The sequence below is a fragment of the Synechococcus sp. MW101C3 genome, assembly GCF_002252635.1.
Lineage (GTDB): Bacteria > Cyanobacteriota > Cyanobacteriia > PCC-6307 > Cyanobiaceae > MW101C3.
Map to the genome: position 1 here is coordinate 155,643 of NZ_NQKX01000006.1, position 17,577 is coordinate 173,219.

Annotated in this window: 17 protein-coding genes; 4 read left to right on the forward strand and 13 right to left on the reverse strand. The window is 66.4% G+C overall.

Going from position 1 to position 17,577, the window contains the following annotated elements; genetic code table 11:
- Positions 1-34: 34 nt before the first annotated feature.
- From msrA to CJZ80_RS09115, 8 genes are read right to left on the reverse strand one after another with little or no spacing between them, the layout of a single operon-like run.
- A complete protein-coding gene (gene msrA / locus CJZ80_RS09080; protein WP_094512681.1) occupies positions 35-715 on the reverse strand; it encodes a peptide-methionine (S)-S-oxide reductase MsrA in 681 nt (226 codons plus the stop codon).
- Positions 712-1,938, reverse strand: a complete 1,227-nt coding sequence (gene lpxB, locus CJZ80_RS09085) for a lipid-A-disaccharide synthase (protein WP_094512682.1) — start codon at positions 1,936-1,938, stop codon at positions 712-714. The genes msrA and lpxB overlap by 4 nt, the downstream gene beginning before the upstream one ends.
- A complete protein-coding gene (gene lpxA / locus CJZ80_RS09090) occupies positions 1,938-2,759 on the reverse strand; it encodes an acyl-ACP--UDP-N-acetylglucosamine O-acyltransferase (protein WP_094512683.1) in 822 nt (273 codons plus the stop codon). Before lpxA ends, lpxB begins: the two co-directional genes overlap by 1 nt.
- A gap of 4 nt (positions 2,760-2,763) precedes the next feature.
- A complete protein-coding gene (gene fabZ / locus CJZ80_RS09095; RefSeq protein WP_369803020.1) occupies positions 2,764-3,237 on the reverse strand; it encodes a 3-hydroxyacyl-ACP dehydratase FabZ in 474 nt (157 codons plus the stop codon).
- Complete coding sequence (gene lpxC, locus CJZ80_RS09100) at positions 3,230-4,081, reverse strand: UDP-3-O-acyl-N-acetylglucosamine deacetylase (protein ID WP_094512684.1); 852 nt, start codon at positions 4,079-4,081, stop codon at positions 3,230-3,232. The genes fabZ and lpxC overlap by 8 nt, the downstream gene beginning before the upstream one ends.
- Positions 4,081-6,480 carry a BamA/TamA family outer membrane protein gene (locus CJZ80_RS09105; RefSeq protein ID WP_094512685.1) on the reverse strand — a complete coding sequence of 800 codons (2,400 nt, stop codon included), beginning with the start codon at positions 6,478-6,480 and terminating at the stop codon, positions 4,081-4,083. Before CJZ80_RS09105 ends, lpxC begins: the two co-directional genes overlap by 1 nt.
- A gap of 43 nt (positions 6,481-6,523) precedes the next feature.
- Positions 6,524-7,279, reverse strand: a complete 756-nt coding sequence (gene purC / locus CJZ80_RS09110; protein WP_094512686.1) for a phosphoribosylaminoimidazolesuccinocarboxamide synthase — start codon at positions 7,277-7,279, stop codon at positions 6,524-6,526.
- A complete protein-coding gene (locus tag CJZ80_RS09115) occupies positions 7,276-8,394 on the reverse strand; it encodes a hypothetical protein (RefSeq protein WP_144037000.1) in 1,119 nt (372 codons plus the stop codon). The genes purC and CJZ80_RS09115 overlap by 4 nt, the downstream gene beginning before the upstream one ends.
- Positions 8,395-8,453: 59 nt before the next feature.
- Between CJZ80_RS09115 and purD the strand changes: the two genes are divergently transcribed.
- Both purD and CJZ80_RS09125 read left to right on the forward strand, forming a co-directional pair.
- The gene (gene purD / locus CJZ80_RS09120) at positions 8,454-9,764 is read left to right on the forward strand and encodes a phosphoribosylamine--glycine ligase (RefSeq protein ID WP_094512688.1); all 1,311 of its coding nucleotides are present in this window, start codon (positions 8,454-8,456) and stop codon (positions 9,762-9,764) included.
- A 140-nt stretch (positions 9,765-9,904) separates the two neighbouring features.
- The gene (locus CJZ80_RS09125; RefSeq protein ID WP_094512809.1) at positions 9,905-11,941 is read left to right on the forward strand and encodes an ATP-binding protein; all 2,037 of its coding nucleotides are present in this window, start codon (positions 9,905-9,907) and stop codon (positions 11,939-11,941) included.
- A 26-nt stretch (positions 11,942-11,967) separates the two neighbouring features.
- Here the strand turns inward: CJZ80_RS09125 and kaiC are convergent, their stop codons facing one another.
- The 3 genes from kaiC to CJZ80_RS09140 all read right to left on the reverse strand — a co-directional run bounded on the left by kaiC (position 11,968) and on the right by CJZ80_RS09140 (position 14,807).
- Positions 11,968-13,509 carry a circadian clock protein KaiC gene (gene kaiC / locus CJZ80_RS09130; RefSeq protein ID WP_094512689.1) on the reverse strand — a complete coding sequence of 514 codons (1,542 nt, stop codon included), beginning with the start codon at positions 13,507-13,509 and terminating at the stop codon, positions 11,968-11,970.
- Between the two features lie 66 nt (positions 13,510-13,575).
- The gene (gene kaiB / locus CJZ80_RS09135) at positions 13,576-13,932 is read right to left on the reverse strand and encodes a circadian clock protein KaiB (protein WP_094512690.1); all 357 of its coding nucleotides are present in this window, start codon (positions 13,930-13,932) and stop codon (positions 13,576-13,578) included.
- Positions 13,929-14,807 carry a circadian clock protein KaiA gene (locus tag CJZ80_RS09140; RefSeq protein WP_094512691.1) on the reverse strand — a complete coding sequence of 293 codons (879 nt, stop codon included), beginning with the start codon at positions 14,805-14,807 and terminating at the stop codon, positions 13,929-13,931. The genes kaiB and CJZ80_RS09140 overlap by 4 nt, the downstream gene beginning before the upstream one ends.
- 177 nt (positions 14,808-14,984) lie before the next feature.
- On the opposite strand from CJZ80_RS09140, the gene rplU reads away from it, so the two are divergent.
- Both rplU and rpmA read left to right on the forward strand, forming a co-directional pair.
- The gene (gene rplU / locus CJZ80_RS09145; protein ID WP_094512692.1) at positions 14,985-15,383 is read left to right on the forward strand and encodes a 50S ribosomal protein L21; all 399 of its coding nucleotides are present in this window, start codon (positions 14,985-14,987) and stop codon (positions 15,381-15,383) included.
- 51 nt (positions 15,384-15,434) lie between these two features.
- Positions 15,435-15,698 carry a 50S ribosomal protein L27 gene (rpmA, locus tag CJZ80_RS09150; RefSeq protein WP_094512693.1) on the forward strand — a complete coding sequence of 88 codons (264 nt, stop codon included), beginning with the start codon at positions 15,435-15,437 and terminating at the stop codon, positions 15,696-15,698.
- Between the two features lie 292 nt (positions 15,699-15,990).
- Here rpmA and CJZ80_RS09155 read toward each other — a convergent pair whose 3' ends face one another.
- The gene (locus tag CJZ80_RS09155; RefSeq protein ID WP_094512810.1) at positions 15,991-16,755 is read right to left on the reverse strand and encodes a bifunctional 2-polyprenyl-6-hydroxyphenol methylase/3-demethylubiquinol 3-O-methyltransferase UbiG; all 765 of its coding nucleotides are present in this window, start codon (positions 16,753-16,755) and stop codon (positions 15,991-15,993) included.
- A gap of 74 nt (positions 16,756-16,829) precedes the next feature.
- On the reverse strand, positions 16,830-17,573 hold the full coding sequence (locus CJZ80_RS09160; protein WP_094512694.1) for a queuosine precursor transporter: 744 nt from the start codon (positions 17,571-17,573) through the stop codon (positions 16,830-16,832).
- Positions 17,574-17,577 lie beyond the last annotated feature (4 nt).

Genomic DNA, 17,577 nt, shown 5'->3' on the forward strand with positions numbered 1-17,577 from the left:
GCTTCTGGGAAGGGCTGAAACCCCCACCGGGGTGTCAGGGGGAACGCCAGGGCGTGCCGCTGCGGGCGGCCTTGCCCCAACGCTCGTCGAGGCGCCGGTCACGGCCGCACGACCAGCGGTAATAGGAGTACTTCGCCTTGTTGCGTTCCGCGTAATTCTGGTGATAGCTCTCGGCGGGCCAGAAGCGCTGCAGCGGCCGCACCGGCACCCGCAGCTCAGCGGGCTTGCGCTTCAGTTCGCGGGCGGCCGCGTCCTGGCTGGCACGGGCCTGCTGTTCCTGACGGGCACCGCGCACGAAGATGGCCGGCTGATACGACGAGCCGCGATCGCAGAACTGGCCGCCCCCATCCAGCGGATCCACGTTGCGCCAGAAGGAGCGCAGCAGCGCCGGATAGCTGATCCGGTCGGCGTCGAAGCGCACCAGCACGGCTTCGAGGTGCCCAGTGCCACCGGCCGACACCTGCTTGTAGGTGGGGTTGGCCTGGGCACCGCCGCTGTAGCCGCTCACCGCATCGAGCACACCGGGGAGCTGCTCGAGGTCGTGCTCCAGGCACCAGAAGCAGCCACCGGCGAACACCGCCTCCTCCACCGCCGCCTGCGCGGGCGGAACGGCGGCGATCAGCAGGGTGACCACCAGCAGCAGCGGTGCCAGCCAGTGGTGCCAGGGGCGCTGCAGCGGGCTCCGCGAGGGCGGGGGGGAAGGGAGCGGGTTCATGCCGGTTCAGGAACGCTGCGGGCGGTGGCGGCGCCGTGGGTGGCCGCCGCGGCGATCTGATCCAGGATGGCCGCCGCCGCTCTGCGTGTGACGCCCGGCTCGCCCAGGATGCCGCGCAGGCGGCTGTAGCCGTCCAGCATCCGCTGCCGCTCGGGGCCCTGCTCCAGCAGCGGCAAGGCCTCCGCCACGATCGTGTCGGCGGTGAGGTCGTTCTGCAGCAGTTCCGGCAGCAGCCGTTCCCCCAGCAGGAGGTTCACCGGGGAGATGTGGGGCACGTTGAAGCCCAGCAGCCGCTTGGCGATGAAGGCGGTGGGCCGGCTGAGTCGGTAGCCCACCACCTGGGGGACCCCCCGCAGCGCCATCTCCAGGTTCACCGTTCCCGACTTGGTGAAGGCCAGGGTGGCGGCGGCACACAGGGTGGGCTTGAGCGCGTCGCAGCGGGCGGCCGGCACCACGGTGGCCTCCACGCCCGCAGCCGCCAGGCGGCTGGCCAGGGGTTGCTCGAAGCTGGGCAGGCCGGCCGGAACGATCACCTTGAGGCTGGGGCGCAACTGCTGCAGCCTTGCTGCGGCGGCGGCCAGGGGCGGCAGCAGGTAGCGCAACTCCTGGGGCCGGGAGGCCGGCATCAGCAGCAGCAGGGGCTGGTCCGGGGTGAGACCCAGCTCGCGCCTGGCCTCGGCCGGATCGGGCTGTTCGGTGAGCGTGTCCACCAGCGGATGGCCCACCCAGGTGACGTCCGCGCCGCGGGCGGCGTAGAAGCTGGCTTCCTGGGGAAAGATGGCCAGGATCCGGTCGGTGAAGCCGATCAGGCGCGTGGTGCCGCCATCGCCGAAGCGGAAGGCCCACTCCTGCGGCGCGATGTAGTAGGTGATCGGCACCCAGGGGTAGTCGCGGCGGATGCGCAGGCCCAGATTCACATTGGCGCCCATGTAATCGATCAGCACCAGCCCATCGGGCGGCGACTGGCGCAGCCATTGGCCCACCTTGCGCTGCAGGCGCAGGGTGGGGAGCACCAGGGGCAGGGCTTCCCAGAGTCCGATCGCCCCCATCGGCGCCGTGTTGGCGATCAGCCGGGCGCCGGCACGCTCCATCCGCTCGCCGCCCAAGGCCACGATCTCCAGCGGCAGGTGGCGGCGTTCCGCCTCCGCATGCAGCGCCTGGATCAACAGCCCCCCCTGCAGATCACCCGACACCTCGCCGGTGCTGATCAGCAACCGCGCCATCAGCGCTGCGGCGGCAATGGGCCGCGGCGCCCGGGCGCAATCGAGGCCTCGAGGAAGCTGCACAGCTCCTCGGCTGCCGGCAGCAGGTGCTGCTGACGCAATTGCCGCAGCGCCTCCATCAGCACCTCATCGCCGCGGTAGAGGCGGTCCCACACCTCCCGCAACTGGCGCAGCTCGGCGCCGTCCTCGCGGTCGGCAAGGCCGCTGCGGCGCAGGCCGATGCGGTTGAGGCCCCGTAGCCGCCCCGGGTGCCCTTCCACGATCGCGAAGGGGGGGACGTCGCGATCGATGCGGCTCATGCCACCCACCATCGCCAGCTTGCCGATGTGCACGAACTGGTGGATGCCCAGCACGCCACCGATCACGGCCCGATCACCGATCACCACATGGCCGGCGATCGCCACCCCATTCGCCACCACGATCCGGTCGCCCAGTTCGCAGTTGTGGCCCACGTGGCTGTAAGCCATCAACAGGTTGCCGCTGCCGATGCGGGTCTGCTCGCCGGCGGCGGTGGCCCGATTGATCGTGACGCATTCACGAAACGCGTTGTCGTCCCCGATCACTACCTCGGTGTCAGCGCCGTTGTACTTGAGATCCTGGGGCTCGAGGCCGATGCAGGCTCCCGGAAACACCCGGTTGCGCGCGCCCATCGTGACCCGGCCATCGATCACCACGTGTGGGCCGATGGTGCTGCCCGCACCGATCTGGACATCGGGACCGATCACGGCGAACGGGCCGATCGCCACCCCTTCGGCCAGCCGGGCGCGGGGATCCACCAGAGCACTGGGATGGATCTTGGTCGTCACGGCGGAGCTCGTCATTCCCTCAGTCCACCAAAGAGAACATGAGTTCCCCTGAACACACCAGGTCTCCATCGACGGTGACGGTCCCCTTCACTTTGCCGAAGCGCTTGCGTTTGAGGGCGATCAGCTCGCAGGTGATCCGCAACTGATCACCCGGCACCACCGGACGTCGGAAGCGCACACCATCGATGCCGGCGAACACGAACAGCCCCTTGGGAAGTTCAGGCATCTGGCTGATGATCAGCCCCCCCACCTGGGCCATCGCTTCAACGATCAGCACACCGGGCATCAGTGGGCGGCCGGGGAAATGCCCCTGGAACTGGGGCTCGTTGAGGGTGACGTTCTTGATCGCCACGGCGCGCACGCCCATCTCCTGCTCGATCACCCGATCGACGAGGGCGAAGGGGTAGCGATGCGGCAGCAGGTTAAGAATCTGCTCGCTCGTCAGCAGCGAGGTCTCGGGGGGAGAGAAGACGGACAAGGGAGCGTCAGGCAGTTCGGGGGAGGGAGGCCAGGGCGCCCGCCAGTGCCGTGTGCAGGCCGTGGGACCCGCGGAAGGCGAACACCTGGGCCATGGGCAAGCCCACCAGCGCCAGATCCCCCAGCAAGTCCAAGAGCTTATGGCGCACTGGTTCATCGCTGAAGCGCAGCGGAGGGTTCACCCAGCCCTCGCCATCGCAGACCAGGGCGTTGTCAAGGGCGCCTCCCTGGATCAGTCCGGCGGCGCGCAACTGTTCGATCTGCTCAAGGAAGCCGAAGGTGCGGGCGGGGGCGATCTCGGCCACGAACCGCGGTGGGGTGAGTTCAAGAGTGAACAATTGCTGGCCGATGGCCGCCTGGGGATAGGCCACAGCGGCGCTGAGGCGCGGCTGCTCGCTGGGCAGGGCCACAGCGAAGCTCACGCCCTGCTGGACGGTGAGCGGTGCTGCCAGGGTCTGCAGCGGCTCCCGCTCGCCGATCTCGTGCAGGCCCGCCGTCGCAATCGCCTCCACCCAGGGCAGGCCGGAGCCATCGAGTAGCGGGATTTCTTCCCCCTCAACCAGGATGTCCACGTGACTCAGTCCCGTGCCCACCAGCGCTGCCAGCAGGTGTTCCACGGTGGCCAGGCGGCCCTGATCGAAGCGCAGCGCCGTGCATAGACGTGTGTCGGCCACCTGGCGGGGGTGGAGAGGCACTGGAGGTTGGCTGGGCTGATCCAGCCAGCCCACCGCGAACCCCGGGCGCTCGGTGGGCTCCAAGCGCACCCGTGCCACCGCACCACTGTGCAGGCCCACACCGGTGATCTCGACCGGGGAAGCCAGCGTCCAGGCACGGGCATAGTCCGCCGGCCACGGGCTCATCAGAACTTCCAGCCCACGCCGAGGTTGAAACGCCACTCGCCGGTGAAATCACGGCTGGCAACCTCCAGGCGCAGGGGCCCCACCGGTGTGGTCACGATCAGGCCGGTGCCCACCGAGAAGCCACTGCCGGGTTTGCCCAGCAGCCCACCGGGGTTGCCCGGCACATTCGCCTGGGTACCGAAGGTGGTGCCGCCATCGATGAACAGCTCACCACTCACCACGCTGAACAGCGGGAAGCGGTACTCGATCGTGGCTTCACCAAAGCTGCGCCCCACCCCGAGGTCACAGTCGAAAAAGCCCCGCACCGAATTGGAGCCGCCCAGGCAGAAGGCTTCATAAGGGGGCAGCGAACCGATCGTGGAACCGGCGGACACCTGGAAGGCCAGAGCCTGCTTGCAGTCGAAGGGCTCACCTGGCCGGGGTCGGCAACCCTTGTAAAACCTCAGCCAGTTGACCGGGATGAAGTGGGAGTAGCTGCCCCGGACCCGGTTGAAGGTGGGGGAATCGGGGCCCACCGATACGAACTGTTCGGTGCTCAGAGAGAGAAAGTTGCCGTCGGTTGGGTTACGGGGATCGTTGAGGGTGTTGCGAGTGGCGGCGAAGCGGATACCCACCAGCTGGTTGGTGGTGGCACAGTTGAAGGCGATGCAGATAACGTCTTCGGTGGGGGCACTGCGGCCGTTGAAGTTGTTGGTACTCACGCCGAAAGGCATGGACGTACCGCCGAAGTTGATCGGCCGCACCTCCTGGACGCTGGCACCCACCACGACGCTCCAGGTGGCCCGCTTGAAGGGATCGCCGCCGTTGAGCGGACGGGCGAACTGGAAGTTGCCGCCGATGCGCTGCAACACCACCGAGTTGCCGTCAAAGTCGAACCAGCTCGTCTCGGGGAAGGCGTTCTCAGCGGAATCCACCGAGTTGAAGCTGCGGTCGGCGGGGTTATTGGAATCGTTGATGTTGAAGGCCACATCGGTGCCCGGCGCCTTGTAGAAGTCGGAGGCGGTGTTGATGTTGCCGCCGTCCTGCGACTGGAAGATCTGGGGCACGTCGCGGCTGACAAACAGTCGGGCGCGAAACGCGGTGCGGAACCGGTCGCCCTTGATCCAGGGATCGGTGAAGGAGAGATCGGTGAGGGCGCCGAACTGGCCGTAGGTGAAGTTCAGCGCCAGGTCCCAGGCACGGCCAAGCAGGTTGCTGTCCTGCAACTGCACCTGACCGAACACCCCCTGGCTCTGGCTGTAGCCGAGGCCGCCGGAGAGTGAACCGGTGGACTGCTCCACGATCCCGAGCACGATCACCACTTCGCCGGGCTGGGCCGGCACCGGCCGCAGGGTCACCTTGATGTCACCGAACAGGCCGGTGCCATAGAGGCGTTTGATGTCGTCTTCCAGCTGGCGGCGGTTGAAGATCTCGCCCTGCTCGATCGAGATCTCCCGGGTGATCACCCATGGCTTGGTCTTGCCACGGATCGGCTCGTTCTTGTCGTTGGTGGCGGAACCCTCCTTGTTGAGGAACTGCACCTCCACGCCCTGCACAGTGCCTTCCCGCACCGTGAGCTCCACCACGCCCTCGGGGCTGACGCGGTTGGGGCCGGTGATCCGGGCCAGGGAGTAGCCCTGGTCGGCGTACCACTTCTGGAGCTCGTCGATGCGGCCCTTGAGCACATTCAGATTCAGGGTCTTGCCGTAATCGGGGGCGAAGGTCTCCTGAATCACCTGAGGCGGCAGCTTGGCCTTGGGCGTGTCCAGCGCCACCTGGGAGAGCACGGGGTTGGCCGTGGTGATCACCACCACCTGCACGCCCAGGGGGCCGTCCTTGGGCTGGATGCGCACATCGGAGAACCAGCCGCTGGCATAGATGGCCGACAGGTCGGTCTGCAGCTCAGAGCGGGTGACCCGGCTGCCGGGACGCACCGTCATGGCGTCGTAGACGGCGAGTTCAAGCCGCTCCCGCTCCGGGTGGCCGTCCAGGCCCTCCACCACCACCTCGCTGATCAATACGCGCGGTTCGCTGGGGGAGGCCGGCGGAGCAATCTCCGCCGCCGGGGCCGGGGCCGGAGTGGCAGAGGGAGCCTCGGCGGGTGCGGGCTGGGCGGCAGGGTCGGGGCTGGCCGGGGCTCCGGAGGCCGGTGGGGTGGCCTGAGCCTGGAGAACACCGGACGGAGCCTGCGGGATCCCGGCCGTCGGTGCCAGAGCACCAGAGGTGGTTGCAGTTCTGGAAGTGGCCGGTGATGTGGCAGCAGCTGCAGCACCAGCAACCGGCTTGGCTTCAGTGCTGGCCGGTGCCAGCAAGGTGGCGCCGCCCAGCAGCGGCAGACTCAGGGCGAGGGCCACGGAGTTGGGCCGGCGCGCCAATACGGAGAGGAGATCGCCGGTGAGGGCGTTGCGGGGGACACCCATGGTTCTCCGGAAGAAGGCGGACGGGCCGCAAATTGGCGTGACCTTACCCGTAGACCCGGGGGGAAGGGCAAACCCCTTGGACCCGTTTGAGGACCTCCCCATAGGCCTCGATCACGCCGCCGAGGTCCTGGCGGAAGCGGTCCTTGTCCAGAATCCGGTCGCTGGCGTCCTCAGTGGCGAGGTCCCAGAGCCGGCAGGTGTCCGGGCTGATCTCATCGGCCACCACCAGCTGCTGGTCTGCCGTGAAGCCAAGCTCCAGCTTGAAATCCACCAGTTCGAGTCCTACGCCGGCGAACAACGGGCGGAGCACACCATTCACCCGGTGGGCGAGGGCCTCCAGATCGGCGCGCTGCTGCGCCGTGACCAGCGCCAGCCTCGCCAGCCGTGCCTCGCTCAGAAACGGATCGCCGTAGGTATCGTCCTTGTAATAAAGATCCAGCAGCGGTGGCTCCAGGGGGGTACCGGGCGCGATCGGCATCTCCCGGCAGAGGGAACCGGCCGCGCGGTTTCGGATCACCACCTCCAGGGGAATCACCGCCACGGGCCGCACCAGCATCCAGGAGCTGCCCTCCACACCCAGGTAGTGGGTGGGAACGCCGGCGGCCTCGAGCGCTTCGAACAGCAGCGCGGAGATGCGGCAGTTGAGGGCGCCCTTCCCCTGCAGCTGCGCTTTCTTCAGCGCATTGAAGGCAGTGGCGTCGTCCTTGTAGTCCACCGCCACCAGGTCGGGGTCCTGGGTGGCGAACACCCGCTTGGCCTTGCCCTCATACAGGAGCGCACCGATCGAAAAGGCCGTCATGGCAGGAGGGAGTTGGGTGGTGGGGTAGGGCCGGGTGCGGGGCTGGCGTGCCCACCGGCGGCCCGGGGGGAGCGCAGCTCACGTTCAAGAGCAGCGGCGCGTTGCTTCGCCTCGGGATTGGCGCGCTCCAGCAACCATTCGCCATAGGCGTCGTCGATGCGACGGGCGAGCCTCAGGCGCCGATCGGCGGCCGCGCGCGGATCGGCACCGGCTGCGCGCTGCACGAACTGCTGTAGATCCAGCAGCTGCGCCGCCAGCCCCCAGGCCCCATCCGCAGCCGCCTGGTTGAGGGCCAGCTCCAGCAGGGCATTGCGCTCAGTTAGCGGCACCGCCACCAGCAAGATCACCGCCCGCTCCAGCCGCTCGGCCGCCACCGTGCCGGGCAGCCGTCCGGCCAGCAGCACCTCCGCCGCCTCCCGCGAGCGGCCCAGCACCTCCAGGTGGCCGGCGAGCACATCAAGGGCCGAGCGGGTGTCGAGACTGCCGTCTTCGCGTAGCCGCAGGGGCAGGGGCATCGTTTCGAGCTGGGCGACGCGGCCCGCCGCCAGCCGCCGCAGCGCCTCGGCGGCCCGGCGGTGATCGAGGGCGGCGTTGGCGGCGCGCCACTGCTGCACCAGCCACTGCTCCCGCTCGCGGCCCTGCCCGGGGCCGTAGCGGTCGAGCACGGTGAGCGCCGACTCTGGTGCCAGGCAGCTGATCAGGGCATTGGCATTGACCAGGATCACGGCGAAGGGCTGGGGCGCCGGGCGCATCGTCACCAGGCGCTCACGCAGCAGGCGCAGCCGGTCGCTGCGATCGAACCGGGCGGAGTCCTGACAGGCCCGCTCGAGGGCCGCGAAATCCTCGGAGCGCAGCGCAGCATCGAAGTCCTCGTCGGGCATTCCCGGCAGTACCCCAGGCCCCGGGACCGCAGGCGTCACCGGGGCCTGGGGCGTGGCCAGTTCTGCAGCCATCGGCGGAGCCTGGGCCGCCGGGGCAGCAGAACTGGGCTGGCGCTGGGTTGGGAGCGCGGTCTGGGCCTGGACGGGAACGTTGCCGGCGATGACCAACCCGGCCATCAGCAGCAGGGCCAGCCTTCGGCGGGGACCCACCGGCATGTAAAGAGGAAGGGTCACGGCAGGCGGCCACCGGGCCACAACCTAAGGGAACCGCCCCCCATCACCCGCTCCGCTCCATGTCCGCACCCCTGACCGATGGCCTGCCGTCTCCGCGCCGGGTGCTGGTGGTGGGGGCGGGGGGCCGGGAGAACGCCCTGGGCTGGGCCCTGCGGCGCTGCCGCGGCGTGGAACGGGTGTGGGTGGCTCCGGGCAACGGCGGCACCGCCGGGCAGGAGGGCTGCGAGCCGCTGCCGATCGCCGAGAGCGACGGGCCTGCGCTGGTCGCCGCCTGCCAGGAGCGGCAGGTGGATCTGGTGGTGGTAGGCCCGGAGGCGCCCCTGGCCGCTGGCCTCGCCGACGAGCTGCGCGCCGCCGGGCTGGCGGTGTTCGGTCCAGGCGCCGGCGGCGCCCAACTGGAGGCCAGCAAGCAATGGGCGAAGGCGCTGATGCAGGAGGCCGGCGTGCCCACGGCGGGCTACTGGGCCGCCACCAGCCGCGAGCAGGCGCTGCAGGCCCTGGAGTCCCATGGCCGGCCCCTGGTGGTGAAGGCCGATGGGCTGGCGGCCGGCAAAGGGGTGACGGTGGCCGACAGCCTTGAGGAGGCCCGTGCCGCGATCGAGGAGATCTTTGCGGGGCGCTTTGGCAGTGCCGGCGACGCCCTGGTGCTGGAGGAGCGCCTGAGCGGACCGGAGGTGTCGGTGTTCGCGCTCACCGACGGGGAGCGCATGGTGCTGCTGCCTCCCGCTCAGGACCACAAGCGCATCGGCGAAGGGGACACCGGCGCAAACACGGGCGGCATGGGGGCCTATGCGCCGGCCCCCCTGCTGGACGCGGCCGGGCTCGAGCTGGTGCGTCAGCAGGTGCTGCTGCCGATCCTGGCCACCCTGCGGGGCCGGGGCATCGATTACCGCGGCGTGATCTACGCGGGCCTGATGCTCACCGACGACGGACCGAAGGTGATCGAATTCAACTGCCGCTTCGGTGATCCCGAGTGCCAGACGCTGATGCCCCTGCTGGGCGATGAACTGGCCGAGGTGCTGATGGCCTGTGCCAGCGGCCGCCTTGATGCCGCCCCGCCGCTCACGATCTCGGGCCGCTGCAGCGCCTGCGTCGTGGCTGCCGCCGCCGGCTACCCCGGCCCGGTGCGCAGCGGTGACGCGATCACCACCAGCCTTACGCCGGATCCGGATCTGCAGCTCTTCCATGCCGGTAGCCGGGCCGGCGCCGATGGTGTGTGCGTCACGGCAGGAGGTCGGGTGCTGGCGGTGGTGGCGCAGGCCGACGATTTCGATGCGGCCTTCGCCGCCGCTTACGGCGGCCTGGAGCAGGTGCACTTCGAAGGCCTCAGCTTCCGGCGTGACATCGGCCACCAGGTGCGCCGCCCCTAGGGTGCGTCTATCCGACGGTTCCGCGCGTGACCGCCGAGCTTCCGCCCTCTTCTGACCGGCCGGTGTCTGCCTCTCCAGCCTCCGCCCCGACCCCTCCGTCCCCTGCCCCCGCTCGCGGCGCCACCACTGGCGCGGCCGCCATCCCGCTCAGCTGGCAGCAGCGGCTCGGCCTGTGGTGGGCCGAATTCAGCCTGCAGACCAAGCTGCTGGCGGTGGCCACCCTGGTGGTGAGCCTGATGATGACCAGCATCACCTTCATCGCGCTCAACGGCATCCAACGCGATGCGCGTATGAGCGACACCCGCTTCGCCCGCGACCTGGGTCTGCTGCTGGCCGCGAACGTCACCCCGCTGGTGGCCGAAGCCAACGACCGCGAACTGGCGGCGGTGGCGGAGCGCTTCTGGCGCTCGAGCCGAAGCCTGCGTTACATCTTCTTCGCCGATCCCGATGGAGTGATCTACCTCGGCATCCCGATCGGCGGCAGCAACGGCAGCAGTGAACTGCTGCTCAGCCGCCGGCTTGAACTGCCCGCCGATCTGCAACGCCGTTCCCAGAATCCGCTGATCCGTCAGCACCTCAGCCCAGACGGCCAGGTGACCGATGTGTTCGTGCCGATGGTGAGCGAAGGGCGCTACCTCGGCGTGCTCGCGCTTGGTATCAATCCCAATGAAGCGGTGCTGGCCAGTGCGGCATTGACGAGGGAAGTCACCGTGGCGGTGTTCATCTCGATCTGGGTGCTGGTGATCCTCGGGGCAGTGTTCAACGCGCTCACGATCACCCGCCCGGTGAAGGAATTGCTGCGCGGTGAGCGGGCGATCGCCGGCGGTGATTTCCAGGCCCGCATCGCCCTGCCTGTGGGCGGCGAGCTGGGGGAACTGCTGAATGGTTTCAACGACATGGCCTCCCAGCTGGAGGTGTACGACGCCGCCAACATCGAGGAACTCACCGCCGCCCAGGTGAAACAGCAGACCCTGATCGCCAGCATGGCCGACGGCGCTGCCCTGCTCGATGGCGATGGTCAGATCGTGCTGGTGAATCCCACGGCCCGCCGCCTGTTCCGCTGGGAAGGCCGCAACCTGGAAGGCAGTGATCTCTGCAGCGAACTGCCCGATCTGCTGGCGATGGAACTGCAAGCCCCGCTTGATGGCTTGCTGGCCGGTGAGCGGGACAGCTGCGATGTGCGCTGCACGTTCGGCGAGCCGCCCCGCACCCTGCGCATCGTGCTGCAGAGCGTGCGTGATGCCAGCGGCGAAAGCCTGAAGGGGATTGCCATGACGATCCAGGACCTCACCCGGGAAGTGGAACTGAACGCCGCCCAGAGCCGCTTCATCAGCAATGTGTCGCATGAATTGCGCACGCCGCTGTTCAACATCAAGAGCTATGTGGAAACCCTCCACGACATGCGTGACCAGCTGAGTGAGGAGGAAACCCAGGAGTTCCTCGGCATCGCCAACGCTGAAACCGATCGTCTCACACGCCTCGTGAACGATGTTCTCGATCTGTCGAGGCTGGAATCCGACCGTACTTGGGTGCTGGAGCCGATTGAACTGCGCCCGGCGATCGAGCAGACCCTTCGCAATTACCGCCTCAATGCCGATGAGAAAGGGGTGACGCTGGCGATGGATGTGGACGCCCAGTTGCCCCGCGTACGTGGCAACTGGGACCTCCTGCTTCAGGTCTTCGACAACCTGGTGGGCAATGGGCTCAAGTTCACCCAGCCGGGTGGCTGCCTGAGGCTGCGCGCCTATCCGTGGCCTGATTCCTGCCACATCGACCTCTCCATCCCCGTCCATGACAAAGACAGCCTCAGCTGCGGTCTGTCCTCACCCCTGCCGCGGCTGCGGGTGGAGATCGCCGACACGGGAGCCGGCATCTCCCGCGAAGACCAGGCCCGGATCTTCGATCGCTTCTACCGGGTCGAGAATGCCGTGCACACCGAAGTGGGAACCGGTCTGGGGCTATCGATCGTGAGAGGCATCATTGAAAAGCACGGTAGCCGCATCCACATGGTGAGCGAACTGGGCGTTGGCACCACCTTCTGGTTCGATCTACCCCTGGAGCAAGCCGACAGCGATGAACTGGCGATTGCAGGCGAGCGAAGTAACGCAGCCGCCGCCACGTCTACATTCAGTGCTGCGTTCTCACAGCCATCACCACCCGCTGCCAGCGCTGTCTGAGATCTGGCTCAAAACGGAGATCCCGATTAGAAAGCGTCATCCTCCACACCGCGCACAATGCGGGAGAGTTCCACCCGTTCATCGGAGGTGACACGGTGGGGCACGCCGCTGATGATACGCTCGAAATTGGAGAAGGAATCGCGTATTTCTGGGCCGTTGCCTGTGATCACGAATTCACGGATGCCCTTGTCGTGCCAGGAGCCACGCATCTTGAACACGTTGATCGCGCGGGCCATCTCACCGCGGATCTCCACATACTGCAGCAGCAGAATCGTATCAGTGATCGTGGAGATGTGGGAATCCGTGATGGAGTGACTCCCCATGAATTCTTCGGAGGTGTTGGTGAAGAAGCCAGCAATCTCTTCCTGCTTCGCGTATCCCGTCACGCCGATCACAAACTGCCGGAAAGCGTTGTGGCTCACCCCACGGGAGAGGGCAGATAGCGAATCAATCGCCATTCTGGAGGGCTTGAACTCGGCAATCTCGGTTTTGATGATCTGGAGATGATCTTCCAGGCCGGTGGATTCTGGATAAGCACAGATGATCTTGAGCATGCCATCTTGCTCCATCTGCTCAAAGTCAATGCCCCAGCTGGTGGCATTGCGAAGCAATTGCGCCCTTGACTCTTCGTAGGCAAAGAGGATGGCCCGTTCTTTGTTTCTGTAGGCGTTTTCAATGAACTTGCTCACCAGCAGTGTCTTGCCAGTGCCGGTGGCACCGGTGGCGAGGATGATCGAATCCTTGAAGAAACCACCGCCACACATCTCATCGAGGCGCGGTACTCCCGAGCTCAGGCGCACATTTGAAGAGCGCTGCGTGAGGCGCATCGCGCCCAGCGGGAAAATCGCTACACCCTGTGGCCCCATGGTGAAGGGGAACTCTCCTTTCATGTGGGTGGTTCCCCTCAGCTTGAGGATCTCCACCGTGCGGCGGCGGCGCTCCACATCCAGGACATTGCGCAGAATGATCACGTTGTCGGAGACAAACTCTTCGACGCCGTATCTGGCGATTGGGCCGTACTCATCGATGCGTTCGGTGGTCATCACCGTGGTGACGCCGATTTCTTTGAGCCGGGCAATCAGGCGGAAAATCTCCCGACGCACCACCGACACAGCATCATATTGCTGGAAAACCGCCGTGATTGAATCGATGGCCACGCGCCGGGCCTTGTATTTTCTGATCGCATAGTTGATTCGCTCAATCAATCCCGAGAGATCGAAGCTTCCAGCCACATCCTGGCCATCGGGGTCTGGGGAAGCATCAAGGATGAACAACTTGCCTTGATCCACCAGCTCCTGCAGATTCCAACCAAAGCTGGAAGCATTGCGGATGATGTCCCGGGGCGATTCCTCAAAGGTAACGAAGATGCCTGGCTCATCAAAATGATGAATGCCGTTGTAGAGAAAGTGCAGCGAGAAAACGGTCTTGCCCGTGCCGGATGTGCCGCTGATCAGCGTGGAACGCCCAATCGGCAGGCCGCCCTGGCAGATGTCATCAAGGCCTTCCACCCCGGTCGGAAGCTTCTGAACCTGCATCTGCGAATGGGGATGGGAAGGAGAATCCGTCATGGCTGGTCTGGTGCCTGCATCAACCTAAGGCCCAGCTGAACAAAGCCCGGAAATTACTAGGAGGATCTACAGAATCTGGCCCGTGCCTCCGGCATCATCAGCCTGGGGTTCAGGATTGAAGAGATCATTTTCGGTGAGCTCGTCGTAAAGCAAATCAAGGCCGATCAGCACCCGCTCCCGATCAGAGAGATCGCCGATGATGCGTCGCACCGGCGGTGGGAGGATCTTGGCGAGCGTGGGGGTGGCCAGAATCTTGTCGTCTTCGGCCAGCTGGGGATTCTTGAGCACATCAATCACCTTCAGGGCATACACCCCCTTGAACTCCTGCTCCAGAATGTTGCGCAGGGTCTTGAGGGCGCGCATGGAATTGGGAGTGTTCCCCGCCACATAGAGCTTGAGGATGTAGGTCTTGCGAATGCTCAAGGGTGCACCTCAGAAGGTTGGTTGGATCGAAGGTCCTGAAGCGTGGCAGCAGCGATGGCGCGCGGCCCCGGGGCCGGCTCGGTGACGGGCAGGGATCGACGGTACATCTCGCAGAGATGGGCCATCACGTCAAGGAGGGCCAGGCGGTAATCACGAAGAAAATCGTCTTTCTGTCCTTTGAGCTTGAGCAATTTCCAGAATTCGTCGATCAGATTTGCATGGATGGCCACGGTCTTGGTGATGGAGAGATCACTGAAAAATGCGGTGTTCACGAAGCTTTCCAATGCCTGATTCGCTGCGGCCTCGTCCTTGAAGTAGCTCACCAGCAGATCTCTGTACGTGCGCTCCAGGGAGAGAAACAACTCCTTCTGCTCCAGGGGAGGCAGATTGCGGAGAAACCGCGAAGGGTCCCTCTTATAGAAAACCCCCAGATAGCCAAGCCGCTCCTGCAGGCGGCTTGACAGCCTCCAGGAGCCATCGCCGCCGGGCTCGCTCGGTAGACCCCCCTCCACGTTGCCACGTCGCAGGAAGCGGGAGATCGCCGCATCCAGGCTGTAGCTGAGCTGTTCCAGTTGGTCGGCGGGCAGATGCACCTCGGCATCGTGGTAATCCAGCTGCCCACTCACCGGGCCCACCACCACGGCGGGAAGCAGCAAACCCTGATGGCGTAACCCATCGAGTGCCTCAGGCAGGGCACCCTGTTCCAGCAGCACCGCGTCAAAGTTCTCCCAGCTCTCGGCCAGCAACGCGCAGGGGTCAGGGGCCAGGCCGAGCGCCACCACGTCGTAGCGCCCCTCCTGCAGCCACTGCCCGCAGGCAGCATCAAGGCCGGGATCGCGAATCAGCGAGGCGATCGTGAAGGCCGGCTGGGACATGCGGCGCGTGGAACCACGTTTGGGAGACCTTAAGGTTGACGGGCGGGGCTCTGGGAGTGGAGGATGGACACTTGTCCATTCTTCAGGTTGTGCGCCAGGCCTGAATGCCGAGCCGTCCGGTGATCCCCAACAGGGTCGCTGGCCAGGAGCGGGCAGCCTGTCCACGCCTTCGCACCCATGAGCACCACCCCCGCCACCGGCGCCTCAGCGCCGAGCACAGACTCTCCAGCGCCGGGCGCCGGCACCTATGTTATCGCCGAGGCCTCAGGCCAGCAGTTCTGGCTCCAGCCGAACCGCTACTACGACCTTGACCGCATCGCGGCAGAGGTCGACGAGAGCGTCACCCTGGAGAACGTGCTGCTCGTGCGTGACGCCAGCGGCGCCACCACACTGGGCCACCCTTATGTGAGCGGTGTCACCGTTCAGCTCAAGGTGCTTGAGCATCGCCGCGGCCCCAAGATCATCGTCTACAAAATGCGGCCCAAGAAGAAAACCCGCCGCAAAAACGGCCACCGCCAGGAGCTCACCCGTGTGCGGGTCGAGTCGATCACCGTGGCGGGCAAGGCGCTCGCCTAATCCCGGCTCCACTTCCTCCTTCTTTCGCCCACCCTTCGTTTTCTCGCCCCCATGGCCCACAAGAAAGGCACAGGCTCCACCCGCAACGGCCGCGATTCCAATTCCAAACGGCTGGGTGTCAAGCGCTATGGCGGTGAAACCGTGAGCGCCGGTTCGATCCTGATTCGTCAGCGCGGCACCTCCGTGCTGCCTGGCAACAACGTCGGCCGCGGCTCCGACGACACCCTCTTTGCCCTCATCGATGGCGTCGTGAACTTCGAGACCATCAAGCGCGGCCTCCGCAACCGCAAGCGCATCCACGTGGCCCTGGGCTGAACGCCAACGGCCAGCCTTGGCCTTGAACACACGCCAGGGCTGGCTCATCCTCTCAGGGCTGGGGCTGGGCTCAACGCTAAAGGCCCATCTTTCCTGAAAGCCACAGGACTGCAGCTCAAGACCGGGACTGCTGTTTCTCCAGCCTCCCGGTCTTTTCGTTTGGGTGCGGGTGCCAGCCTGTTGCGTGCGCACACCCGGGTGCGACAGGATCTGGCTCCGCTGTGGTGTCTAGCTTCGCTCCGGGGTCAGCCCTTCGCCTCCGCCTCCGCGCATGCGGCGGTCACCAGGCTGGTCAATCGGCGAGGCGATAGGCCCTGGTGGTGATCAGGAAGGGGTGGAACACCTCAAGGAAGCGGCTCTGGAGTTTGCGGAAGAAACACTCCACCAGTTGCGGGTCATCGAAGTGGAACGGATACTCGCCAGCGAAGCCCTTGAAGAAATACCAGTTGAGCAGGGCCACCGCCTCCTTCGACATGCGTGAGGCGAACACCTCCAGCTGATCGGCCGGATGGCTCAGGTGCTCCAGCACATCCAGGCAGACGATGGTGTCGAACGCGGCCGGCAGGGACGGATCGCTCAGATCGCGGCAGAAGCCGAGGCGATGGGCGAGGCCCAGGGCTTCCGCCCGCTGGCGCACGAACGCCCGGTTGTCGGGGTTGAGGTCCACGAACCACACCCGCTCCACCTGGGGCAGCGCCGCCGCCGCCAGGGCATGGGTGCCGATGCCGCCGCCGAAGTCGAGCACCTGGCCCCGGGCCAGATGCTGCTGCAGGCGCAGAGTGTCGGCGATGTAATCGCCGCTGCCCAGGTGCCAGGCCGAAAGCTCGAGCAAGTGGCCGTGGCCCACCGTTTCCTCGTAGAAGGCCTCCACCCGTTCCGGGTCGAAACCGTTGGCGCCGGGGTGCAGGGCCGCCAGGTCGCTGCGGCTGTGGGCCAGGCGCTGCTCCAGTTCACCGGGGCTCAGCTGCACGTAGGCCGCCAGCTGGTCGAACAGGCCGAAGCCGTCCCGCAGGAACCGCTCCACATCGAGGCTGGGCAGCACCGATGGGGCCGTCATGGTCTGGGTTGACTCGGACACTCCTGGTCCCCTTGGCAGACCGTCAGGGTAAGGGGCCGCCGCTCACGGCTGGCTCAGCGCCCCGGCCGGGGGAGCGGGAGTGGGCGGGGGTCTTCATGGCCCAGTTCCACCCCGTCGCCGGGCACCTCAAGCCAGCGCCGCAGCCAGCCCACCAGGAGGTAGAAGGGCAGGGTGTCGAGCAGGGCGGCCAGAAACTTGAACAGGTAGCCGCTGAGGATGAACGCCCATAGCTGGGGCAGCACCGGCTCACCAGAGCGGATCGGCAGCACATGGGCGGCGTAGTGGCTGATCAACACCACCGCTGTGGTGTCCACCAGCTGGCTGACCAGGGTGGAGCCGTTGTTGCGCAGCCAGAGGGCCTTGCCGCCGCTGAAGCGCTTCCAGAAATGGAAAAGGCGCACGTCGGTGAACTGGGCCGCCAGGTACGCCACCATGGAGGCCCCCACGGCGCCGAAGGCCAGGCGCCGCATCTCGAAGAAGGTGCTGGAGTCGGTGCCGGCCAGGCCAGGGAGCACCCCTCCAAGCCAGAGGATGAGCACGATCCATCCGTTGAGCAGCAGCCCCACCCACACCACCTGTCCCGCCTTCTGCTCGCCCCAGATCTCGCTGATCAGATCGGTGCAGAGGAAGGTGACCGGATAGGGCAGGGCACCCACCGCCACCACGATCGGCCAGCCGCCGATCGAGCCCAGGCTCAGGAAGCGGGTGAGGCCGAGGATGTTGAGCATGCCCATGGTGCCGAGGAAGAGGCCGGCCAGCACCAGGAAGGCCAGATCACGGCGGTGTTGCACAGGCACAGAC

Coding starts and splice junctions, on each gene's coding strand:
- msrA (WP_094512681.1), bottom strand. CDS start 715: ATGAACCCGCTCCCTTCCCCCCCGCCCTCGCGGAGCCCGCTGCAGCGC.
- lpxB (WP_094512682.1), bottom strand. CDS start 1,938: ATGGCGCGGTTGCTGATCAGCACCGGCGAGGTGTCGGGTGATCTGCAG.
- lpxA (WP_094512683.1), bottom strand. CDS start 2,759: ATGACGAGCTCCGCCGTGACGACCAAGATCCATCCCAGTGCTCTGGTG.
- lpxC (WP_094512684.1), bottom strand. CDS start 4,081: ATGAGCCCGTGGCCGGCGGACTATGCCCGTGCCTGGACGCTGGCTTCC.
- CJZ80_RS09105 (WP_094512685.1), bottom strand. CDS start 6,480: ATGGGTGTCCCCCGCAACGCCCTCACCGGCGATCTCCTCTCCGTATTG.
- purC (WP_094512686.1), bottom strand. CDS start 7,279: ATGACGGCCTTTTCGATCGGTGCGCTCCTGTATGAGGGCAAGGCCAAG.
- purD (WP_094512688.1), top strand. CDS start 8,454: ATGTCCGCACCCCTGACCGATGGCCTGCCGTCTCCGCGCCGGGTGCTG.
- kaiC (WP_094512689.1), bottom strand. CDS start 13,509: ATGACGGATTCTCCTTCCCATCCCCATTCGCAGATGCAGGTTCAGAAG.
- CJZ80_RS09140 (WP_094512691.1), bottom strand. CDS start 14,807: ATGTCCCAGCCGGCCTTCACGATCGCCTCGCTGATTCGCGATCCCGGC.
- rplU (WP_094512692.1), top strand. CDS start 14,985: ATGAGCACCACCCCCGCCACCGGCGCCTCAGCGCCGAGCACAGACTCT.
- rpmA (WP_094512693.1), top strand. CDS start 15,435: ATGGCCCACAAGAAAGGCACAGGCTCCACCCGCAACGGCCGCGATTCC.
- CJZ80_RS09155 (WP_094512810.1), bottom strand. CDS start 16,755: ATGACGGCCCCATCGGTGCTGCCCAGCCTCGATGTGGAGCGGTTCCTG.